This window comes from Knoellia flava TL1 (assembly GCF_000768675.1).
Lineage (GTDB): Bacteria > Actinomycetota > Actinomycetes > Actinomycetales > Dermatophilaceae > Knoellia > Knoellia flava.
In genome coordinates, this window is record NZ_AVPI01000010.1 from 25,773 (window position 1) to 46,193 (window position 20,421).

Sequence of the window (20,421 nt, forward strand, 5' to 3'; positions counted from 1 at the left end):
CGTATGCCGTCCGCTCACTTGACTCGCGTCGGTCACCCTTCGTGGGTGGTCGCGTTCAGGTCCTGGTTCGCCGCAGGTCCATCCGCACGTCGCGCGCTGAGCGCGCTCCGCGCTCCCGCCAGTCCCAGCCAGCGGCGAACCAGCACCTGATCGCTCCCGCTGGGACGGCACCTTGCGTACGAAGGCCTCATCACGGCATACAAGGCGCCTTTTGCTCTTCTGCGAGGTTCGCGAGCCGCCCTCGTCGTGACGGGGCGGGTCAGGAGCTGTTGGCTCCGCGGCCTCCGCCGAACATGATGTCGTCCCAGCTGGGCACGCTCTTGCGACCGTTCCGTCGACCGGAGGGCTTGCGGGCGGGGGTCGGCGGCGCCACCGGCTCGGGCTCGGGCCCGGGAGTGGAGTCCTGGGTCTCGACCTCGTCGGTGGGCTCGGTGGTCTCGGGCTCGTCGGGGTCGGGCTCGGGGGTGTCGGCGAGCTCGGCGAGCTCGGCGGGGGCGTGGTCGCGATCGTCGAGGTGGGCGGCGACGGGGTGCTTGCCGCGAGCGGCCGGAGGCTCGGGTGCGTCGGCGGGGTCGAGGGCGAGCTCCTCGAGGGGGAGGGCGTCGTCGCGGGGTGACTCCTCGCCCGGGGTGTGCGTCGGTGCGGGGCGACCGCGCCCACGTCCACGGCGCGAGCGGTGCGACTGCTCGCGCATCGCCGCCATGAGGTCGATGGGCTGCTGCGAGCCGGGGCGGCGGGTGGGGCGGGCCTCCTCGACGCCACCCTCGGCCTCGACGTCGAAGACCGCGCTCGTCGCGTTGGCCGTCGTCGCCACGTGGGGCGTGGGGATGGCGGAGTCGCCGCGCGACTCCTCGCTGAGCCAGCGGGCCTCGTCGTTCGTGGCGAGGAGTGACTTGAGCCGGGGGTCGAAGGTCCACGCCGCCGTGCGCTCGCGCCCACCGGCGGGGAACGTGGCCGTCACGGTCCAGCGGCCGTCGTCGAGACGGGAGGAGTCCCAGCGGACGAGCTCGCCGGCGACGCCGCGGCCCTTGAACCGCTCCTCGGCGCGGGACCCGAGGGTCTGCTCGGTCACGGTGCCCGCGCTCGGGCCCGACACGACGCGGGTCGTGCCGACGACGCAGGCCCGGGCCTGGTTGGCGACGTACTCGCGCTCGGCGAGGACGGGTCCCTCGAAGCGCTGGACCTTCTGCACGGTCCAGCCCGCGCGGTCGGCGACCTCCTCGGTCGACAGGCCGGCGCGGATGAGCGCCTGCACGTCGCGCGGGCGCAGCCCGCCGTCGATCTCGATCTGCAGCTGGCCGAGGCGAGGGCGGTCGCGACGGGCGGCAGCGCGCATCGCCTCGTCGAGGGGCACCCGGTAGCGCTGGCCCTCGACGTCGGAGAGAAGGACGTGCTCGCCGTCCTCGTGGACGCCGATGAGACGAAGGTCCTTCATCTGAACTCCCGGGCCGTGGACTGGACACCTCGACTGTGCCACCTCGGACCCTCGTGACAAAGCAGCCCACGCCGGGGGTGATCGGCGATCCGGTGCTCGTTAGGTTGTCGTCATGGCCATTTCGACCGACGACGACGCCCTCGCCCCCTACGACGCAGTCCTCCTGCTCTCCTTCGGCGGGCCCGAGGCGCCCGACGAGGTCATGCCGTTCCTGCGCCGCGTGACGGCCGGGCGCGACATCCCCGAGGAGCGGCTGCAGGAGGTCGCGACCCACTACCACCACTTCGGTGGCCGCAGCCCGATCAACGACCAGAACCGCGCGCTCCTCGAGGCGCTGCAGGCCGAGATCGCCGCTCGTGGCTCGCGCATCCCGGTGCTCTGGGGCAACCGCAACAGCGACCCCTTCGTCGTCGACACCCTCCGCGCCGCCCGCGCCGAGGGCCTGCTGCGCCTCTGCACGGTCGTCACGTCGGCCTACTCGTCCTACTCCGGCTGCCGCCAGTACCGCGAGGACCTCGCCGCCGCGACCGAGGAGCTCGGCGTCGCCGCGGCCGACTTCGTCATCGACAAGATCCGCCCCTACGCGCTGCACCCGGGGTTCGTCGCGGTCAACACCGAGCGCCTCGTCGCCACGGTCGAGGGCCTCGACGACCTCGACCCGGCGACGACCCGGCTGCTCTTCGTCACCCACTCGGTGCCCGAGGCGATGGACGACACCTCGGGCCCGGGGGACGGCGACGGCAACCTCTATGTCGAGCAGCACCTCCGCACCGCCGCCCTCGTCACGCAGGGCCTCGCCGAGCGCAGCGGGGTCACCCTCGAGCAGGAGCTCGTCTTCTGCTCGCGCTCCGGCAGCCCGCGCACGCCGTGGCTCGAGCCCGACGTCAACGACCGCATCGAGGAGCTCGCCGGCGAGGGGGTGCGCACCGTCGTCCTCGCGCCCATCGGCTTCGTCTCCGACCACATGGAGGTCGTCAACGACCTCGACCGCGAGGCGCGCGAGACGGCGGAGCGGGTCGGCGTGCGGTTCGCCCGCGTCCCCACCGCCGGGACGCACCCGCTCTTCGTCGAGGCGCTCGTCGACCTCGTCCACGAGCGTGCCGCCGAGGCGCGCGAGGAGGTCGTCATCCCCGCCCAGGCCGACGCCGGGGACGTGCGGCCGTCGATCTGCGCGAGCGGCTGCTGCCCCAACCTGCGTGCGGCGAAGCCGGCGCTCTGCGGGCGGGACTGACATGGACCTCTCCCTCCCCGACGACACCCTCGCCGCCGCCCTCGAGGCCCTCGCCGCCGACGTCGCCCGGTCCGCCGGCCGGCTCGTCGTCGACGAGCGCCCCGACGCCGTCGAGGTCGCCGCGACGAAGTCGACCGCCACCGACGTCGTCACCGCGATGGACCAGGCCTCGCAGGACCACCTCCTCTCGCGCCTGCGCGAGGCGCGACCCGACGACGCCGTCATGGGCGAGGAGGACGGGGGAGCGGCGGGCACGTCCGGCATCACGTGGGTCGTCGACCCGATCGACGGCACCGTCAACTACCTCTACGGCATCCCGGCGTATGCCGTCTCCGTCGCCGCCGTCGTCGGCGACCCCACCCAGCACGGCGGGTGGCGCCCGTTCGCCGCCGCGGTCTACAACCCCGTGACCGACGAGCTCTACCGCGCCCGGAGCGGAGGTGGCGCCTTCCTCGTCGTCGGTGACGAGCAGGCGCCGCTCGTGCCCACCTCGTGTGACTCCCTCGGTCAGGCCCTCGTCGCCACCGGCTTCGGGTATGCCGCGGAGCGCCGCGAGCGGCAGGGCCGCCTGCTGCTCGACCTCCTCCCGCAGGTGCGCGACATCCGCAGGGCGGGCAGCGCCGCGCTTGACCTGTGCGCCGTTGCGGCCGGCCGCGTCGACGCCTACTACGAGACCGGGCTCAACCCCTGGGACCTGGCCGGTGGCTGGCTCGTGGCCCATGAGGCCGGTGCCGTCGTCGGCGGGCTCGACGGCCCCGGCGAGTCCCTCACGTGGGCGTGCGCGCCCGGCCTGCGGACGAAGTTCGCCGAAGTCGTCGAAGTCGGCACCAGAACCCACCTCGAGGGCTAGTGTCGGCCCCGCTGTGGCGGTATCCACGGCGATGGTGCACAATCGCCGCTCGCACGGGCACAAAAACGACCGTCCGTGCGTTGACTGGGCGAAGCAGGGACGGCAGGGACCGGAGAACGACTCCGGCACCCACCCCATGGACATGGGAAGGAGCGCAATGGCGACCGACTACGACGCGCCACGCAAGACCGACGACGAGCTGTCCGAGGACTCCATCGAGGAGCTGAAGACCCGTCGCAACGACAAGCGGTCCTCCAGCGTCGACGTCGACGAGACCGAGCAGGCCGAGGGCTTCGAGCTCCCGGGCGCGGACCTCTCGGGCGAGGAGATGTCGGTGCGGGTCATCCCGCGCCAGGCCGACGAGTTCACGTGCTCGAGGTGCTTCCTCGTGCACCACCGCAGCCAGCTGGCCTCCGAGAAGAACGGCCAGATGGTCTGCAGCGAGTGCGCAGCCTGAGCACCGGTGACGGCGGTCCGCGAGGGCCGCTGCGCGAGATAGGGTCAGTCCCCGTGACTGGCCCTTCTCGCATTCCGGTCGCCTTCCGGCGGCTCGTCCCGGAGGCCCGCGTCCCGGCATACGCGTCCGAGGGGGACGCCGGCGCCGACCTCACCGCGGTGACCGAGGTGACCCTCGCACCGGGCGAGCGCGCGCTCGTCCCGACCGGGATCGCCGTCGCGCTCCCGCCGGGCATCGTCGGCCTCGTCCACCCGCGGTCCGGCCTCGCCGCGCGGCACGGTGTCACGGTCGTCAACGCCCCCGGCACGGTCGACTCCGGCTACCGCGGCGAGATCCTCGTCAACCTCGTCAACCTCGACCCGCGCGAGCCGTTCACCGTCTCCGTGGGCGACCGGATCGCGCAGCTCGTCGTCCAGGAGTACGCGCACGCCGAGTTCTCCGAGGCCGACTCGCTCCCGGACAGCGTCCGGGGGGACACTGGACATGGATCCACCGGGGGATTCGGCACGACGCCCCCGCCCAACCTCGAGGAAGTGACCACGCAGTGAGCATCTTTCGCCGGCGCAAGGCCGATGCGGAGACCGCAGCAGAGCCCGGGACCGACACGGAGCTCGACGCCGTCGACGGCGCCGAGGACGTCGAGACCGACGACGCGCCCGAGGTGACCCCGGACGCGCCGGTCGACCGGAGCGCCGGACCGTTCGACGCCACCGAGGTGGAGGACGACGATGGCCGGCTCGACCTGGGCGCGCTGCGCATCCGCGGCGCGGAGGGAATGGAGCTCCGCCTCGAGATCGACCAGGAGCAGCAGCACGTCATCGCCGCGACGGCGGTGCTCGGCGAGTCCGCCCTCCAGATGCAGGCGTTCGCGGCTCCCCGCTCCGGCGGGGTGTGGGCCGACATCCGTGCCGAGATCGCGGCCGCCATCGAGACCCAGGGCGGCACCGCGGACCTCGAGGACGGCCCGCTCGGCACCGAGCTGCGCACCCGCATGCCCAGCGCCGGCCCCGACGGCCGCACGGTCTTCGCCCCGGCGCGCTTCCTCGGCGTCGACGGCCCGCGCTGGTTCCTGCGCGGCGTCGTCTCCGGTCGCGGCGCCATCGACGACGACGCGGCCGCGCCGCTGCTCGACGTCTTCCGCGAGACGGTCGTCGTGCGCGGCAGCGACCCCATGGCACCGCGCGAGCTGCTGCCGCTGCGCCTCCCGCAGGAGGAGGCCACCCCGATGCCCGGCGTCCCCGGCGCCGAGGGCCCGACCTCGACCGATGAGCTCAATCCCTTCGAGCGCGGACCCGAGATCACCGAGGTGAGGTGATGGGCCTCAAGGAGCGCATCCGCGACCTCGCCCGCACCGAGTCCCAGCTCGAGGCGGCCGAGATCCGCGAGCGCACCCTGTCCGACCCGGGCGCGGCCGTGGCCTGTGCCGGCGAGCTCGTCGAGCGCCGCCCGGCGACCGTGGCCGGCTGCGTCCGGTGCATCACCATCCCGCCGCGCCAGAGCGTCCCGGTCCTCGTCGCCGAGCTCTTCGACGGCGAGCGCTCGGTCAACCTCGTCTGGGTGGGCCGGCGCCACATCGCGGGCATCGACCCCGGTGTCTTCCTCACCGCTGAGGGCCGGATCGCCAAGGTCAAGGGCCAGCCGACGATCTTCAACCCGACCTACCAGATCGTGCCGACCAAGTGAGCCGAGACGTGACCCCCGAGGTGACGCCGACCGACCGCGCGGCCGCGGAGACGGTCGAGCAGCTCATCCGGCACCGCCTCTCGCACGCGCTCGGCGGCTGGCGCGGGTCCATCGAGACCGCGCTCCCGACCGTCGCGTTCATCGCGCTGTGGAGCTGGCGACAGGACCTCAAGCTCGCCGTCTGGTCCGCCGTCGGCGTCGCACTCGTCCTCGCCGTGGCGCGGCTCGTCCAGCGCTCCAGCCTCCAGCACGTCCTCGGCGCCGTCTTCGCGACCGCCATCGCGGCCTTCTTCGCGATGCGCAGCGGCAAGGCCGAGGACGCGTTCCTGCCCGGCATGCTGCTCTCGGGCGCCTACCTCGTCGGGACCGTCGTCTCGATCTTCGCTCGGTGGCCGGTCGTCGGCTTCCTCGTCGGCGCCGGCGACCCGCGGGCCGCGGAGGACCCCTTCGCGTGGCGTCGCGACCCCGGCATGGTCCGGGTCTGCTCGCGTCTCACCTGGGTCCTCGTCGCGCTGTATGCCGTGCGCCTCTCGATCCAGGTCCCGCTCTACCTCGCCGCGCAGGTCGAGGCGCTCGGTGTCGCCAAGATCGTCCTCGGCTGGCCGCTGTGGATCGCCGGGGTGGCGGTCATGGGCTGGCTGCTCATGCGGGGGAGCACCCCGCAGGAGGTCCTGGCTCCCGACACCGAGCCGGCCTCCGACGACGCCTGATCCGGACGCACCCGCACTTCTTGCGCAGGAGCGACATCCAGGGCCCCGAAACAGGTCTCGCGGTGTCGCTCCTGCGCAATCAGTCGAGGAAAGACCGGGTGTACGCCGGGTGGGCGACTGCCGTCAGTCGTCGATCTCGCGCTTCTGGCGGGTGCCGGGGCTGAGCATCGACTCGAGGTCGGACTCGCCCTCGGTCGTCGTGATGAAGAGCAGCTCGTCGAGCGGCTCGAGGGCGTCGTCGCGGCTCGGTGCGATGGGGTGGCCGCCGCGGATGATGCCGGTGAGGACCGTGTCGGGAGGGAAGGCGATGTCACCGACGCGCGTGCCGGCATACGGGCTTCCGGTCGGAAGGGTCATCTCGACCATCGCGGCGTGACCCTGCTGGAACTCGAAGATCCGCACGAGGTCGCCGACGGACACGGCCTCCTCGATGAGGGCCGTCATGAGGCGCGGCGTCGAGACGGCGACGTCGACGCCCCAGGCCTCGTCGAACATCCACTCGTTCTTGGGGTTGTTGACGCGGGCGACGGTGCGCGGGACGCCGAACTCGGTCTTGGCGAGGAGCGACACGACGAGGTTGGCCTTGTCGTCACCGGTGGCCGCGACGACGACGTCGCAGTCGGCGACCCCGGCCTCGGTGAGCGCCGAGAGCTCGCAGGCGTCGGCCTGGAGCCAGGCCGCGTCGGGCACCTTGGCGACCCGCTCGCCGTCGGCCTCGCGGTCGATGAGGAGGAGCTGGTGGCCGTTGCGGATGAGCTCGCGGGCGATGGAGCGGCCCACGCTCCCGGCCCCGGCGATGACGACGCGCATGTGCTGGTCCTTGGGTGTCGTGAGGTCAGTGCGCCGGGGGAGCGGCGTCGAGGGTGCGCTCGGCCTCGGCGAGGCGGTCGCGGTCGAGCGAGAAGTGGACGAGGTCGCCGTCCTGGTAGACGGTGTCGGCCTTCGGGAGCATCCCCTCGCCGAGCCGGCTCAGATAGGCGACACGGCCGCCGACGACGCTCTCGAGCTCGAAGATGCGGCGCCCGACCCAGGCCGCGTTGACCGGCATCTCGGCGATGACGATCCGGCCGCTGGGGTCGGTGTACTCGGGCACGTGCCCCTGGGGCAGGAGGCGGCGCAGGACCTGGTCGCTCGTCCACTTCACCGTGGCGACGGTGGGGATGCCGAGGCGCTGGTAGATCTCGGCGCGGCCGGGGTCGTAGATGCGGGCGACGACGTTCTCGACGCCGAACTTCTCGCGTGCGACGCGCGCGGCGAGGATGTTGGAGTTGTCACCGCTGGAGACCGCCGCGAACGCGTAGGCGTTGGCGATCCCCGCCTCGCGCAGGGTGTCCCTGTCGAAGCCGACCCCGACGACGCGACGACCCTCGAAGGAGGTGCCGAGCCTGCGGAACGCGGTCTCGTCCTGGTCGATGATGGCGACCTCGTGGCCGGCCCGCTCGAGGGCCCTGGCCAGAGACGCACCGACGCGGCCGCAGCCCATGATGACGAAATGCACGATCCGACGCTACACCGGCTCGTGCATGGCGCGAGCACCGTCACGGGTGCATAGAGTGGCGCCGTGACTTCCTCTGGTCGCGTGGTCAAACGCGTCATCCTCGGCCGGGCCATGCGCTCGGACCGCCTGGGCGAGACCCTCCTCCCCAAGCGCCTCGCCCTTCCCGTCTTCGCCAGTGACGCGCTGTCGTCGGTCGCCTACGCACCGGACGAGATCCTGCTGACCCTCGGCCTCGCCGGAGGCGCCCTCGCCGCGACGCACTCGTGGGAGATCGCCCTCGCGGTCGTCCTCGTCATGGCGGTCGTCGTCCTCAGCTACCGGCAGAACGTCCACGCCTACCCCTCCGGCGGCGGGGACTACGAGGTGGCCAGCGTCAACCTCGGCCCGAAGGCGGGGCTCACCGTCGGCAGCGCCCTGCTCGTCGACTACGTCCTCACCGTCGCCGTGTCGGTCTCGGCAGGCATCCAGAACGCCGCGTCCGCCTTCACCTTCCTGCGCGGTCACGAGGTGGCCGCGGCGATCACGCTCGTCGTGCTCCTCACGGCGATGAACCTGCGGGGTGTGCGGGAGTCCGGCAAGGCCTTCGCCGTCCCGACCTACCTCTTCATGGTCACCGTCATCGGCATGGCGGTCGTCGGCTTCTTCCGCGAGGCGGCGGGAACGCTGCCCAAGGCCGAGAGCGCGGCCCTCGAGCTCGCTCCCGAGCCGGGCATGGGCGCTCTCGGCACTGCCGCGATGGCGTTCCTGCTGCTGCGGGCGTTCTCGTCCGGCTGTGCGGCGCTCACCGGAGTCGAGGCGATCTCCAACGGCGTCCCCGCTTTCCAGAAGCCCAAGAGCCGCAACGCCGCGACGACCCTGCTCCTCATGGGCGGCATCGCCATCACGATGCTCGCCTCGATGATCGCCCTGGCGCAGTGGACCGAGGTCAAGATCGCCGAGGACCCCGAGACCCAGCTGCTGAGGGACGGGGTGCCCGTGGGCGATGGCTACGTCCAGGACACGGTGATGGGCCAGGTGTCCAAGGCCGTCTTCGACGGGTTCCACCCCGGCGTCGTCCTCGTCTCCGTCGTCACCGGCCTCATCCTCTTCCTCGCCGCCAACACGGCCTTCAACGGGTTCCCGGTGCTCGGGTCGATCCTCGCGCGCGACGGCTTCCTGCCACGCCAGCTGCACACCCGCGGCGACCGCCTCGCGTTCTCCAACGGCATCCTCATCCTCGCCGGAGCGGCTGCCGCCCTCATCGCGCTCTACGACGCGCAGGTCACCAAGCTCATCCAGCTCTACATCGTGGGCGTCTTCGTGTCGTTCACCCTGAGCCAGATCGGCATGATCCGGCACTGGAACCGCCACCTGGCCGTCGAGCGCAATGCCCAGGTCCGCGCCCGGATGCACCGCAGCCGGATCATCAACGCCATCGGCGCCGGCATGTCGGGGCTGGTCCTCCTCGTCGTCCTGGCGACGAAGTTCCTTCACGGTGCCGGTTATGCCATCGCGGCCATGGCCGTCCTCTTCGTGCTGATGATGCGGATCAAGCGGCACTACGACCGGGTGCGCGCCGAGCTGCGGGTCGAGGAGTCGGACACCAAGCAGCAGATGCTGCCCTCGCGGGTCCACGCGATCGTCCTCGTCTCCAAGATCCACAAGCCGACCCTTCGGGCGCTGGCCTACGCCCGGGCCACCCGGCCCTCGGTCCTCGAGGCGCTCACCGTCGACGTCGAGCCCGAGGAGACCAAGCTGCTCCAGGCAGAGTGGGACCGGCGCCAGATCCCGGTGCCGCTCAAGGCGCTCGACAGCCCCTACCGCGAGGTGACGCGCCCCGTCGTCGACTACGTCAAGTCGATCCGCTCGGGCAGCCCGCGCGACATCGTCGTCGTCTACATCCCCGAGTACGTCCTCGGCCACTGGTGGGAGCAGGCCCTGCACAACCAGAGCGCGCTCCGCCTCAAGGGACGGCTCCTCTTCACGCCGGGCGTCATGGTGTCGAGCGTGCCGTGGCAGCTCGCGTCGTCGGCCGGCATGGAGGAGCGCCTCGACGGTCCGGTCGCCGGCGACGTCCGGCGCGGCGAGGGATGAGCGACCCGAACGCACCCGTGCCCGCTGACGACCTCGCCGTCGGCGACGTGGTCGAGGTCGAGGCGGGGTCGATCGCCCACGGCGGTTTCGTCGTCGCGCGCCACGAGGGCCGGGTTCTCTTCGTCCGCCACGCCATCCCCGGCGAGCGGGTGCGCGCCCGCGTCACCGAGGGCGGCTCCGGCGACCGCTTCCTGCGCGCCGACGCCGTCGAGGTGCTCGACGCCTCACCCGAGCGCGTCACGCCTCCCTGCCCGTATGCCGGCCCCGGACTCTGCGGCGGCTGCGACTTCCAGCACGTCGCCCTCCCGGAGCAGCGCCGCCTCAAGGCGGCAGTCGTCGAGGAGCAGCTGCGACGGCTCGCCCACGTCGACCGTGAGGTCGTCGTCGAGCCGGTGCCCGGCGACGTGGACGGTCTGCGCTGGCGGACCCGCACCGAGTTCGCGGTCGACGGCGCGGGGCGGGCGGGCATGCGACGTCACCGCAGCCACGACGTGCTGCCGGTCGTCGACTGCCTCATCGCGGGCGAGCGGGTCATCGGAACCGGTGTGCTGCAGGGGAACTGGGCCGGGGAGAAGGTCGTCGACGTCGTCGCGCCGTCTGAGGGTCCGGCGGTCGTCGTGCGCGTGCCGTCGGATGAGACCGAGGTGCCCGTCGTCACCGAGACGATTGCGGCACAGGCCCTCTCGCGTCAGTTCGACGTGAGCGCGCGTGGTTTCTGGCAGGTCCACCCCGGGGCGGCGGCCACCTTCGTCGACGCCGTGATCGACGGGCTCCAGCCCCGCGAGGGGGAGCGATGCCTCGACCTCTATGCCGGCGTCGGTGTCTTCGCGTCCGCCTTGGCCGCGGCCGTCGGCCCCGCCGGCCAGGTGGTCGCGGTCGAGTTCGACGCCACCGCCGTCGCGCAGGCCCGGATCAACGTCGAGCCCACGCCGTGGGTCCACTACGTCCAGGGCCGGGTCGACCACGTCTTCGGCGTCGAGTCCACCGGCCGCGTCGCGGGGTCCCGCCGGGGCCGCCGACGCGGTGCCCCGCGCCGACCGCACAGCGACCTGCCACCCTCGGCCGACGTCGTCGTCCTCGACCCGCCACGCACCGGTGCGGGCAAGGCGGTCGTCGACGCCGTCGTCGCGCTGTCGCCGCGGGCTCTCGCCTACGTCGCCTGCGACCCGGCAGCGATGGCGCGGGACACGGCATACCTTCTCGAGCGCGGCTACGCGCTCACCTCGCTCCGCGCGTTCGACGCCTTCCCGATGACGCACCACGTCGAGTGCGTCGCGATCTTCGAGCGGCCGGCGGGGTGAGCTCCGACGCGGCGTTCCGCGTCCTCGACGCCGGGACCCGCGCGTTCTGGCGCACGGTCGGTCGCAGCGTCGACCTCGACGGCGAGCACGCCTGGCTGCGCGCCCCGGCGGTCGGGGCAGGGGTCATCGGGCCGTCGTGGCTCGACGCCGCAGCGGCGGCGGTCGGGGGGAGCGTCGAGCGAGGCGGGGAGCGTGGTCTCGTGCCGAACCTGTCGGTGCTCGACGGCCCCGGGCTCGACACGGCCTCCCTCGACCCGCAGGTCCGCGACTTCTACGAGCACACCGACCGCTGGACCATGGACGCGTGGTCGAGCTGGTCGCCGCTCTTCCAGCCCGGCGGGATGCTCGTCGAGCACCTCTTCGGCCGCCGGCTCCAACAGCTCGCGCTGCCGGTGCAGCCGCTCGACGTGAGCCACGGCATCGACAGCGAGATCGTTGGGATCCTCGACCGGGACGGCCGTCAGGTCGCCGCCGCGTGGCTGCGTCGCCTCCGCCGCACCGGCCAGTTCCTCTTCAGCGGTGCGTATGCCGTCCGCTCCCTTCCCGGTGCCGACCGGCCGAGCATGCACGTCACCTTCCCGCTCGAGAAGGGCAACGTCCAGGTGTTCCTGCGGCCCGACATCCGCCCGGACGGCGCACTCGTGCTGTCGTCGGCGAGCCGCGCGTTCGGGGGAGACGGTGCCTACGTCGTCGTGCACGGCCCGGGCGGGCGAGCGTGGGCGGCACGCACGCCGATCTCAGAGGAGTTCGTCGTGCACGTCGACGACGCCGGCGAGCTGCGCACCGACCACGAGCTGCGAGTGGGGCGGGCCCGCGCCCTGCGCCTGCACTACCGGATGAGCCTGGCCCGCGCCTGACCTGATCGTCGGCGCAGCCGAGGCGCGCTCCGCCGCTGCCGTTCGGCGACCCATGGTCTTTCACAGCCTTTTCCCACCTTCGGGCGGCGGTTTGTCGCGCACTCTTGAGGGGTGGGCGCAGTCCAGCCCCTGCCGCGTGCCGCCCACCTCGCGCACCTTTTCCCTGGAGGACTCCTTGAGCCACCACGCCGACCACACGCACGGGACCGTGCATCCGCGCCGGGACGAGCACTCCGGGCGCCCCCGCGTGGGTGCGGCCGACCTCGAGCGCACCCTCTTCGAGGTCAAGAAGGTCGTCGTCGGCCAGGACCGCATGGTCGAGCGGATGCTCGTGGGGCTGCTCGCCCGCGGTCACGTCCTGCTCGAGGGGGTGCCCGGCGTGGCCAAGACGCTCGCCGTCCGCACCCTCGCCGACGCCATCGGCGGGACCTTCGCCCGGCTGCAGTTCACGCCCGACCTCATGCCGGGCGACATCACCGGGACGCGGGTCTGGCGGCCGTCGACCGACGCCTTCGACACCGAGCGCGGACCGATCTTCGCCAACCTCGTCCTCGCCGACGAGATCAACCGGGCACCGGCAAAGGTCCAGTCGGCGCTGCTCGAGGCGATGGCCGAGCGCCAGGTGACGATCGGCGGGACGACCTTCCCGCTGCCGCGACCCTTCCTCGTGCTCGCAACGCAGAACCCGATCGAGTCCGAAGGTGTCTACCAGCTGCCCGAGGCCCAGCGTGACCGCTTCCTCCTCAAGATCGACGTCGACTACCCGAGCGACGTCGAGGAGCTGACGATCCTCCAGCGGATGAGCGTCGACCCGCCCCGGGCCCAGCTCACCCTCGAGCTGGAGCAGGTCGAGGAGCTCCAGCACGCGACCGACAGGGTCTTCGTCCACCACGCGGTCGCGCAGTACGCGGTGGCGCTCGTCGTCGCGACCCGCGAGCCGCACCGCTTCGGCCTCGGCCACCTCGACGGCGTCGTCGACTTCGGGGTGAGCCCGCGCGCGACGCTAGGCCTCGTCGCTGCCGGGCGGGCCCTCGCCCTGCTGCGAGGACGCGACTACGTCCTGCCCGGCGACATCTCCGACATCGCGCCCGACGTCATGTCCCACCGCGTCGTGCTCTCCTTCGAGGCGGTGGCCGACGGTGTCGACCCGCGGTCGGTCGTCGGCGCCGTCCTCGCAGCCGTCCCCGTGCCCGAGGTGGCGCCGGGCCAGCACGACCGGGCGCCATCGCACGACCACGCGAGGACGGGGCCACCCGGTCATGTCTGAGCCGCTGCGCGACCTCCCGCGGGACGGGGACCGGGCCTTCCGGTCCCTCGACCTCGTCGTGCGTCGTCGCCTCAACGGCCTGCTCCAGGGCGACCGGTCGGGCATGCGGCTCGGTGCTGGCTCGGAGCCCGAGGAGGTCGTGCGCTACCGCCCCGGCGAGGACGACGTGCGCCGCATGGACTGGAACGTCACCGCGCGCACCGGTGACGCGCACGTCTGGCGCCCGCTGGCCGAGCACGAGCTCGACACGTGGGTCCTCGTCGACGAGACGCCGAGCATGGACTTCGGGACGGCCCTGTCCGAGAAGCGCGACGTCGCCGCCCTCGTCGCGGCGTCGGTCGGCCTGCTCACCGACGGGCCGGGCAACCGGGTCGGCGTCGCCCACCTCACGCCCAAGGGGCTCGAGTGGGACGCGCCCCTGCCGGGTCGGGTGAGCGCCCGCCGCACCCTGCGCTCGGTGGCGGGGGCGGCGCGTGCCGAACGCCAGGTCGACCCGACAACGCTGGGCGAGGCCGTCGGGGCGCTCGAGCGGCGTCACCGGCGACCGGGGCTGCGCGTCGTCGTGAGCGACTTCGTCGACCCGGAGGGGGCGCACGAGCGGCCGTTCGCGTGGGAGCCGGCGCTGCGCCGGCTGTCGGCGAGGCACGACGTCGTCGTCATCGAGGTCCTCGACCCCCGCGAGCTCGAGCTGCCCGACCTCGGCCTCGTCGTCCTGCGCGACCCGGAGTCGGGACGGGCGCGCGAGGTCCACACGAGCCCGACCGTCCGTCGGCGCTACGCCGAGCTGGCCTCCGCCCACCGGGCCGCCGTCGCCGACGCGGTGCGGGCCGTCGGCGCCGGGCACGTCGTCGTGCGCACCGACTCGGACTGGGTCCGCGACCTCGCCCGCTACATCCTCTCGCGGCGTCGCACGCGCCGGGTCGACCGGAGGGCGCGCTGATGGACCTGCTCGCCCCGCTCTGGCTCCTGCTGCTCCTTCCCCTCCTCGCGCTCGCCGTCACCTACGTCGTGCTCCAGCGTCGACGACGCCGGTATGCCGTCCGCTTCGCCTCCCTGCCGCTCCTCGAGAAGGTGGCCCCCGAGCAACCCGGATGGCGGCGGCACGCCCCCGCCGCGGCGTTCGTCCTCGCGCTCGCCGCGCTGGCCCTCGCCGCCGCCCGGCCCGTCATCGACGTCCGGGTGCCGCACGAGAGGGCCACCCTTATCGTCGCCATCGACGTCTCGCGCTCGATGGAGGCCACCGACGTCGAGCCATCGCGGATGGAGGCCGCCCGTCAGGCAGCGGCCGCGTTCATCGAGAGCCTGCCCGAGACGTTCAACGTCGGGCTCGTGACCTTCTCCGGGGCGACGTCGGTCGTCGCCACCCCGACGACCGACCACGAGGCCGTGGCCGCCGCCCTCGAGGGCCTGCCGATGGCCAACAGCACCGCCATCGGCGAGGCCGTCTTCACCTCGCTCGACCAGGTCGCCGCCATGGCCAGGGGCGAGGAGGACGTCGACGTCCCGGCTCGGATCGTCCTGCTCTCCGACGGCACGAACACGACCGGGCGCAGCCCCGACGAGGCTGCTGTCGCGGCCACCGAGGCCGCGGTGCCGGTGTCGACGATCGCCTACGGCACCCAGGACGGGACGGTCGAGATCCAGGGCAACATCGTCCCCGTCCCGGTGGACGTCGCGGCCCTCGCCGCCCTCGCCGAGGACACGGGGGGCCAGGCCTACACCGCGGAGAGCGGCGACGAGCTCGCCGAGGTCTACGACGACATCGGGTCCTCGATCGGGTGGCGCACCGAACCACGCGAGATCACCCCCTACCTCTCGGCCGCCGGGTTCCTCCTCGGCCTTGCCGCCGGCGCCATGTCACTGCGCTGGTTCGCGCGGCTCCCGTGAGCAGTCCTCGAGCAGCAGAGAGGCGATGGCAGCGATGACGCACCCGTCGACGACACCTCCACCCGAGCGATGGGACGCGCCCCCGCCCCCGGCCCCGCCCCGGCCTCCGCCGCTGTTCGCACCACCCCCGCTGCCGGTCCCGTCGGACGACTGGCGCGGTCTCGGTGAGCCGGCCGGACCCGACTTCCTCCGACGTGGCCTGCCCTCGCCGCTGGGTCCGCGGCCGGCCGAACCCGTCGACGTCACCACGGACCCGTCCGACGGCGAGCGGCGTGGCCCGCGCCTGCCCACGCTGCTCCTCGTCGCAGCACTGAGCGGGGGAGTCGCGGGCACCGGTGCTGCGCTCCTGCTGGGCGACGACGATGCCCCGCCGTCGTCGCGCATCGCCGTCGAGCGACCCTCTGCCCGCACCCCGGCCTCCGGCGGCGGCACCGAAGAAGGCGCGGCGCAGGCGATCCTCCCGAGCGTCGTCCAGGTGCGCGCAGGCGGCACGACCGGATCCGGCTTCGTGCTGGACGACCGCGGGCACGTCATGACCAACCACCACGTCATCGACGACGCGACGGCCGTGACGCTGCAGCTCGCGGACGGCCGCCTCGTCGGGGCCCGGGTCATGGGCAGCAGCGAGGCGGACGACATCGCCGTCCTCGAGACCGACCCGCAGGGGCTCGAACCCGCGCGGATCGGTCAGTCGGGCTCACTGCGGATCGGCCAGCCGGTCATCGCGGTCGGCTCGCCCCTCGGGCTCGACGGCACCGTGACCGGCGGGATCATCAGCGCCGTCGACCGGGACGCCCGGCTCGGCGGGGGAGCGAGCCAGCGCGTCATCCAGACCGACGCCTCGATCAACCCGGGCAACTCGGGTGGCCCGCTCGTCAACCTCGACGGCCAGGTCGTCGGCGTCAACACCGCCATCGCGACCGTCGGCGGCCGCACCGCGGGATCGATCGGCATCGGCTTCGCCGTCCCCATCGACCGGGCGGTCGCCGTGGCCGAGGACATCATCGACGGGTGAGCGGACGGCATACGCGGTGGTGGGCGGACGGCATACGCCACGTGGTCGGGTGGGTCGTGCGCGAGGCGACGGTTCCTCCTGTTCCACCGTCCGCGCCGACGTGGGAGGGTTGGACACGACGACCTCCGGCCTAGTATCTTGACGTCAAGATAAATCAGGTGGACCGACACACGCGATGACGCGCGGAAGGAGCAGGCTCGTGACGAGCACTGACAGCTTCAAGGCACACGGCGAACTCCAGGTGGGCGACAAGGCCTACGACATCTACCGCCTGGCGGCGGTCGAGGGCAGCGAGACGCTTCCCTACAGCCTCAAGGTTCTCCTCGAGAACCTGCTGCGCACCGAGGACGGCGCCAACATCACGGCCGACCACATCCGCGCGCTCGGCGGCTGGGACGAGAACGCCCAGCCCGACACCGAGATCCAGTTCACGCCGGGTCGCGTCATCATGCAGGACTTCACCGGCGTGCCCTGCGTCGTCGACCTTGCCACGATGCGCGAGGCCGTCGCCGACCTCGGCGGCAACCCCGAGAAGATCAACCCGCTCGCGCCGGCCGAGCTCGTCATCGACCACTCGGTCATCATCGACGTCTTCGGTCGCCAGGACGCCTTCGAGCGCAACGTCGAGATCGAGTACCAGCGCAACAACGAGCGCTACAAGTTCCTGCGCTGGGGCCAGACGGCGTTCGACGACTTCAAGGTCGTCCCCCCGGGCACCGGCATCGTGCACCAGGTCAACATCGAGCACCTCGCGCGCACAGTCATGACCCGCGAGGTCGACGGTCGCACCGTCGCCTACCCCGACACCTGCGTCGGCACCGACAGCCACACGACGATGGTCAACGGCCTCGGCGTCCTCGGCTGGGGCGTCGGCGGCATCGAGGCCGAGGCGGCCATGCTCGGCCAGCCCGTCTCGATGCTCATCCCGCGCGTCGTCGGGTTCAAGCTCTCCGGGTCCGTGCCCCAGGGCGCCACGGCGACCGACGTCGTCCTCACGATCACCGAGATGCTGCGCAAGCACGGCGTCGTCGGCAAGTTCGTCGAGTTCTACGGCGAGGGCGTCTCCGCCGTCCCGCTGGCCAACCGCGCCACGATCGGCAACATGAGCCCCGAGTTCGGCTCGACCTGCGCGATCTTCCCGATCGACGACGTGACGCTCGAGTACCTCCGCCTCACCGGACGCTCCGAGGAGTCGGTGGCCCTCGTCGAGGCCTACGCCAAGGAGCAGGGCCTGTGGCTCAACGCCGGCCCCGACCAGCCCGAGGCGCGCTACTCCGAGCGGCTCGAGCTCGACCTGTCGACGGTCGTCCCGTCGATCGCCGGCCCGAAGCGCCCGCAGGACCGCATCGCGCTCACCGACGCCAAGGAGTCCTTCCGCAAGGTGCTGCCGACCTACGTCTCGCACCACGAGGGAGACGACGGCACGGCGAGCTCGTTCCCGGCGAGCGACCCGACGCCCCAAGGCTCGCCCGACGGCCAGAACGGTGGCGACAAGCCGGCCGAGGAGGGTAGCGGCGGCGACCGCCCGACCCGCAAGGTCCCGATCACGATCAACGGGCAGGCCACCGAGGTCGACCACGGCATCGTCGCCATCGCCTCCATCACGTCGTGCACCAACACCTCGAACCCGTCGGTGATGATGGCGGCCGCGATGCTTGCCAAGAACGCCGTCGAGCGCGGTCTGACCGTGGCGCCCTGGGTCAAGACGTCGATGGCTCCCGGCTCCAAGGTCGTCACGGGCTACTACGAGAAGGCAGGCATGTGGCCCTACCTCGAGAAGCTCGGCTTCCACCTCGTCGGCTACGGCTGCACGACGTGCATCGGCAACTCGGGCCCGATCATCGACGAGGTGAGCAAGGCGGTCAACGACAACGACCTCGCCGTCGTCTCGGTCCTCTCGGGCAACCGCAACTTCGAGGGCCGCATCAACCCCGACGTCAAGATGAACTACCTCGCGTCGCCGCCGCTCGTCATCGCCTACGCCCTCGCCGGGACGATGGACTTCGACTTCGACACCGACTCGCTCGGCACCGACACCGACGGCAACGAGGTCTTCCTCAAGGACATCTGGCCGAGCCCGAGCGACGTCGAGGCCACCATCGCCGGTGCGATCAGCCAGAAGCTCTTCACCGACGACTACGCCGACGTCTTCGCCGGCGACGAGCGCTGGCAGGGCCTGCCCACGCCGGAGGGCAACACCTTCGACTGGGACGCCGACTCGACCTACGTCCGCAAGCCCCCGTACTTCGACGGCATGCAGATGGAGACGACGCCGGTCACCGACATCGAGGGCGCCCGCGTCCTCGCCAAGCTCGGCGACTCGGTGACCACCGACCACATCAGCCCGGCCGGTGCCATCAAGACCGACAGCCCCGCAGGCAAGTACCTCGCCGACCACGGCGTCGAGCGCAAGGACTTCAACTCCTACGGCTCGCGTCGCGGCAACCACGAGGTCATGATCCGCGGCACATTCGCCAACATTCGCCTCAAGAACCTCCTGCTCGACGGGGTCGAGGGCGGCTTCACCCGCGACTTCACCCAGGGCGGCGAGCAGAGCACGATCTTCGACGCCTCGGCGAACTACCAGGCGCAGGGGACGCCCCTCGTCATCCTCGCGGGCAAGGAGTACGGCTCCGGCTCGTCGCGCGACTGGGCGGCCAAGGGCACCGCGCTCCTCGGCGTCCGCGCCGTCATCACCGAGAGCTACGAGCGCATCCACCGCTCCAACCTCATCGGCATGGGTGTCCTCCCGCTGCAGTTCCCGGAGGGCCAGAACGCCGAGTCGCTCGGACTCGATGGCACCGAGACCTTCTCGATCACCGGTGTCACCGAGCTCAACGAGGGCCGCACGCCGAAGACGGTCAAGGTCGTCGCCACCAAGGACGGCGCCGAGACCGTCGAGTTCGACGCGGTCCTGCGCATCGACACCCCCGGTGAGGCCGACTACTACCGCAACGGTGGCATCCTCCAGTACGTCCTCCGCTCGCTCGTGAAGTAGCGAGACCCGTCGCACAGACGACGACGCCGGTATGCCGTGACCTCACGGCATACCGGCGTCTCGCGTTCCCGGGTGGGCGGGTCTCGTGCTCAGGCTTCCGGAAAACCACCCGTTCGGGGGGTGTTCTGGGACCCTGACCTGCGCTTTGGTGGTGTTAACGGTCCCGTACTAGTTCGGCTGGGGGGTGGAACCGATGACCTTGTGGTCCCGACGTGTCAGTTCGGTCCGGCTCCTGCTCTGCGCCGTCTTCATGGGAGTCGCGTTCATCCTCGCCTCGTGGACCTCGGCCCGGGCCGACGACAAGGGACTGCTGTCATCCGTGACCGGGTCGGCTCCGACGGTGGGGCGGGTCGTCGAGAAGGCCACCGACGGGGTTGTGTCGACGTCCGCGGCCGTGCCGGTCGTCGAGCTCGAGCCAGTGGTTTCGCCCGTCGTCGCCGAGGTCGAGAAGGTCTCCGAGAAGCCCCTCGCCGCGGTGGACCGAACGACGGCAGACACCGTCGAGACGACGTCGAAAGCGTTGTCCGACAGCACTGCTCGCATCACCGCGACCGTGAAGGACGTCGCCCACGTGAGGGCGGCCATCGTCGATCCGGTGGTCGAGGTCGTCGAGGTGGTCGTGCCGATCGAGCCGCACGGGGACCCGACTGACCCGGCTCCTCTGCCAGGCCTCCCCGACGTCGTTGATGAGGTCCTCGACGTCATCGAGCCAGACGGCGGAGCGCCGGGTGCGTCCCGGGACCTCGTTGCCGTGGCGAAGCCGGTGGCCGTCGCACCCGTCACGACCGCGGTATCGAGTCCCACGGCTGTGATGGCGCAGACGTCATCGGGTAAGGATTCCTCTCGCGCAGTGCTGTCGGACCTCTCTGGGACCAAGCCCGCGCCGGAGATGACGCCCGGGCACGGGGTCCGTTCATCCGGTGAGCGGCTTCCAGCCGGCTTGCCCGGTGGACCCCTCGGCGTGGTGGCTGAAGGGGCGATTGCCCCGAGCTCTGGCGGTTCGTCGACCTCCGGCGGAGCCGATGGCGCCCTGATGGCGCCACTGTTCGACCTTCCGGAGCTCGCCTCCGTCTCCGTGGCGAGTGTCCAGCTCTGCCACGCCCCGGGTCCGTGTGCCGACCCGGGTTCTCGACCTGGTTGATGCCGCTCCGGCGCCGCT

19 protein-coding genes are annotated in these 20,421 nt (G+C 72.1%); 16 read left to right on the plus strand and 3 right to left on the minus strand.

Annotated elements, in window-relative coordinates:
- Positions 1-259: 259 nt before the first annotated feature.
- On the minus strand, positions 260-1,435 hold the full coding sequence (gene sepH, locus N798_RS17215; RefSeq protein ID WP_052116918.1) for a septation protein SepH: 1,176 nt from the start codon (positions 1,433-1,435) through the stop codon (positions 260-262).
- A gap of 112 nt (positions 1,436-1,547) precedes the next feature.
- Between sepH and N798_RS04590 the strand changes: the two genes are divergently transcribed.
- The 7 genes from N798_RS04590 to N798_RS04620 all read left to right on the plus strand — a co-directional run bounded on the left by N798_RS04590 (position 1,548) and on the right by N798_RS04620 (position 6,366).
- Positions 1,548-2,666 carry a ferrochelatase gene (locus tag N798_RS04590; RefSeq protein ID WP_035946632.1) on the plus strand — a complete coding sequence of 373 codons (1,119 nt, stop codon included), beginning with the start codon at positions 1,548-1,550 and terminating at the stop codon, positions 2,664-2,666.
- A gap of 1 nt (position 2,667) precedes the next feature.
- Entirely contained in the window at positions 2,668-3,516 is an 849-nt protein-coding gene (locus N798_RS04595; RefSeq protein WP_035946633.1) for an inositol monophosphatase family protein, read from the plus strand.
- 157 nt (positions 3,517-3,673) lie between these two features.
- Positions 3,674-3,973, plus strand: a complete 300-nt coding sequence (locus N798_RS04600) for a DUF4193 domain-containing protein (protein WP_035902900.1) — start codon at positions 3,674-3,676, stop codon at positions 3,971-3,973.
- Between the two features lie 53 nt (positions 3,974-4,026).
- Entirely contained in the window at positions 4,027-4,521 is a 495-nt protein-coding gene (dut, locus tag N798_RS04605) for a dUTP diphosphatase (RefSeq protein WP_035946635.1), read from the plus strand.
- Entirely contained in the window at positions 4,518-5,288 is a 771-nt protein-coding gene (locus N798_RS04610) for a DUF3710 domain-containing protein (protein WP_052116919.1), read from the plus strand. Before dut ends, N798_RS04610 begins: the two co-directional genes overlap by 4 nt.
- Positions 5,288-5,656: an OB-fold nucleic acid binding domain-containing protein gene (locus N798_RS04615; RefSeq protein WP_035946636.1), complete on the plus strand. Its 369-nt coding sequence runs from the start codon at positions 5,288-5,290 to the stop codon at positions 5,654-5,656. Before N798_RS04610 ends, N798_RS04615 begins: the two co-directional genes overlap by 1 nt.
- Positions 5,653-6,366, plus strand: a complete 714-nt coding sequence (locus tag N798_RS04620) for a DUF3159 domain-containing protein (RefSeq protein ID WP_052116920.1) — start codon at positions 5,653-5,655, stop codon at positions 6,364-6,366. The genes N798_RS04615 and N798_RS04620 overlap by 4 nt, the downstream gene beginning before the upstream one ends.
- A 123-nt stretch (positions 6,367-6,489) precedes the next feature.
- Here the strand turns inward: N798_RS04620 and N798_RS04625 are convergent, their stop codons facing one another.
- On the minus strand, positions 6,490-7,176 hold the full coding sequence (locus N798_RS04625; protein ID WP_035946637.1) for a potassium channel family protein: 687 nt from the start codon (positions 7,174-7,176) through the stop codon (positions 6,490-6,492).
- Between the two features lie 25 nt (positions 7,177-7,201).
- The gene (locus tag N798_RS04630; RefSeq protein ID WP_035946639.1) at positions 7,202-7,864 is read right to left on the minus strand and encodes a potassium channel family protein; all 663 of its coding nucleotides are present in this window, start codon (positions 7,862-7,864) and stop codon (positions 7,202-7,204) included.
- A gap of 111 nt (positions 7,865-7,975) precedes the next feature.
- On the opposite strand from N798_RS04630, the gene N798_RS04635 reads away from it, so the two are divergent.
- The 9 genes from N798_RS04635 (at position 7,976) to N798_RS04675 (ending at position 20,403) form a co-directional block, all read left to right on the plus strand.
- Entirely contained in the window at positions 7,976-9,937 is a 1,962-nt protein-coding gene (locus N798_RS04635; protein ID WP_084100121.1) for an APC family permease, read from the plus strand.
- Complete coding sequence (locus tag N798_RS04640) at positions 9,934-11,238, plus strand: class I SAM-dependent RNA methyltransferase (protein ID WP_035946641.1); 1,305 nt, start codon at positions 9,934-9,936, stop codon at positions 11,236-11,238. Before N798_RS04635 ends, N798_RS04640 begins: the two co-directional genes overlap by 4 nt.
- Positions 11,235-12,095 (plus strand): hypothetical protein, encoded by an 861-nt coding sequence (locus N798_RS04645; RefSeq protein ID WP_035946642.1) that lies wholly within the window; start codon positions 11,235-11,237, stop codon positions 12,093-12,095. Before N798_RS04640 ends, N798_RS04645 begins: the two co-directional genes overlap by 4 nt.
- A 175-nt stretch (positions 12,096-12,270) precedes the next feature.
- Positions 12,271-13,362: an AAA family ATPase gene (locus N798_RS04650; protein WP_229708876.1), complete on the plus strand. Its 1,092-nt coding sequence runs from the start codon at positions 12,271-12,273 to the stop codon at positions 13,360-13,362.
- On the plus strand, positions 13,355-14,302 hold the full coding sequence (locus N798_RS04655; RefSeq protein ID WP_035946644.1) for a DUF58 domain-containing protein: 948 nt from the start codon (positions 13,355-13,357) through the stop codon (positions 14,300-14,302). Before N798_RS04650 ends, N798_RS04655 begins: the two co-directional genes overlap by 8 nt.
- A complete protein-coding gene (locus N798_RS04660; protein ID WP_188450493.1) occupies positions 14,302-15,249 on the plus strand; it encodes a VWA domain-containing protein in 948 nt (315 codons plus the stop codon). Before N798_RS04655 ends, N798_RS04660 begins: the two co-directional genes overlap by 1 nt.
- A gap of 25 nt (positions 15,250-15,274) precedes the next feature.
- A complete protein-coding gene (locus N798_RS04665) occupies positions 15,275-16,264 on the plus strand; it encodes a S1C family serine protease (protein ID WP_198030707.1) in 990 nt (329 codons plus the stop codon).
- Between the two features lie 199 nt (positions 16,265-16,463).
- A complete protein-coding gene (locus N798_RS04670) occupies positions 16,464-19,262 on the plus strand; it encodes an aconitate hydratase (RefSeq protein WP_035946646.1) in 2,799 nt (932 codons plus the stop codon).
- A gap of 340 nt (positions 19,263-19,602) precedes the next feature.
- Positions 19,603-20,403, plus strand: a complete 801-nt coding sequence (locus N798_RS04675) for a hypothetical protein (RefSeq protein ID WP_156971618.1) — start codon at positions 19,603-19,605, stop codon at positions 20,401-20,403.
- Positions 20,404-20,421: the final 18 nt, after the last annotated feature.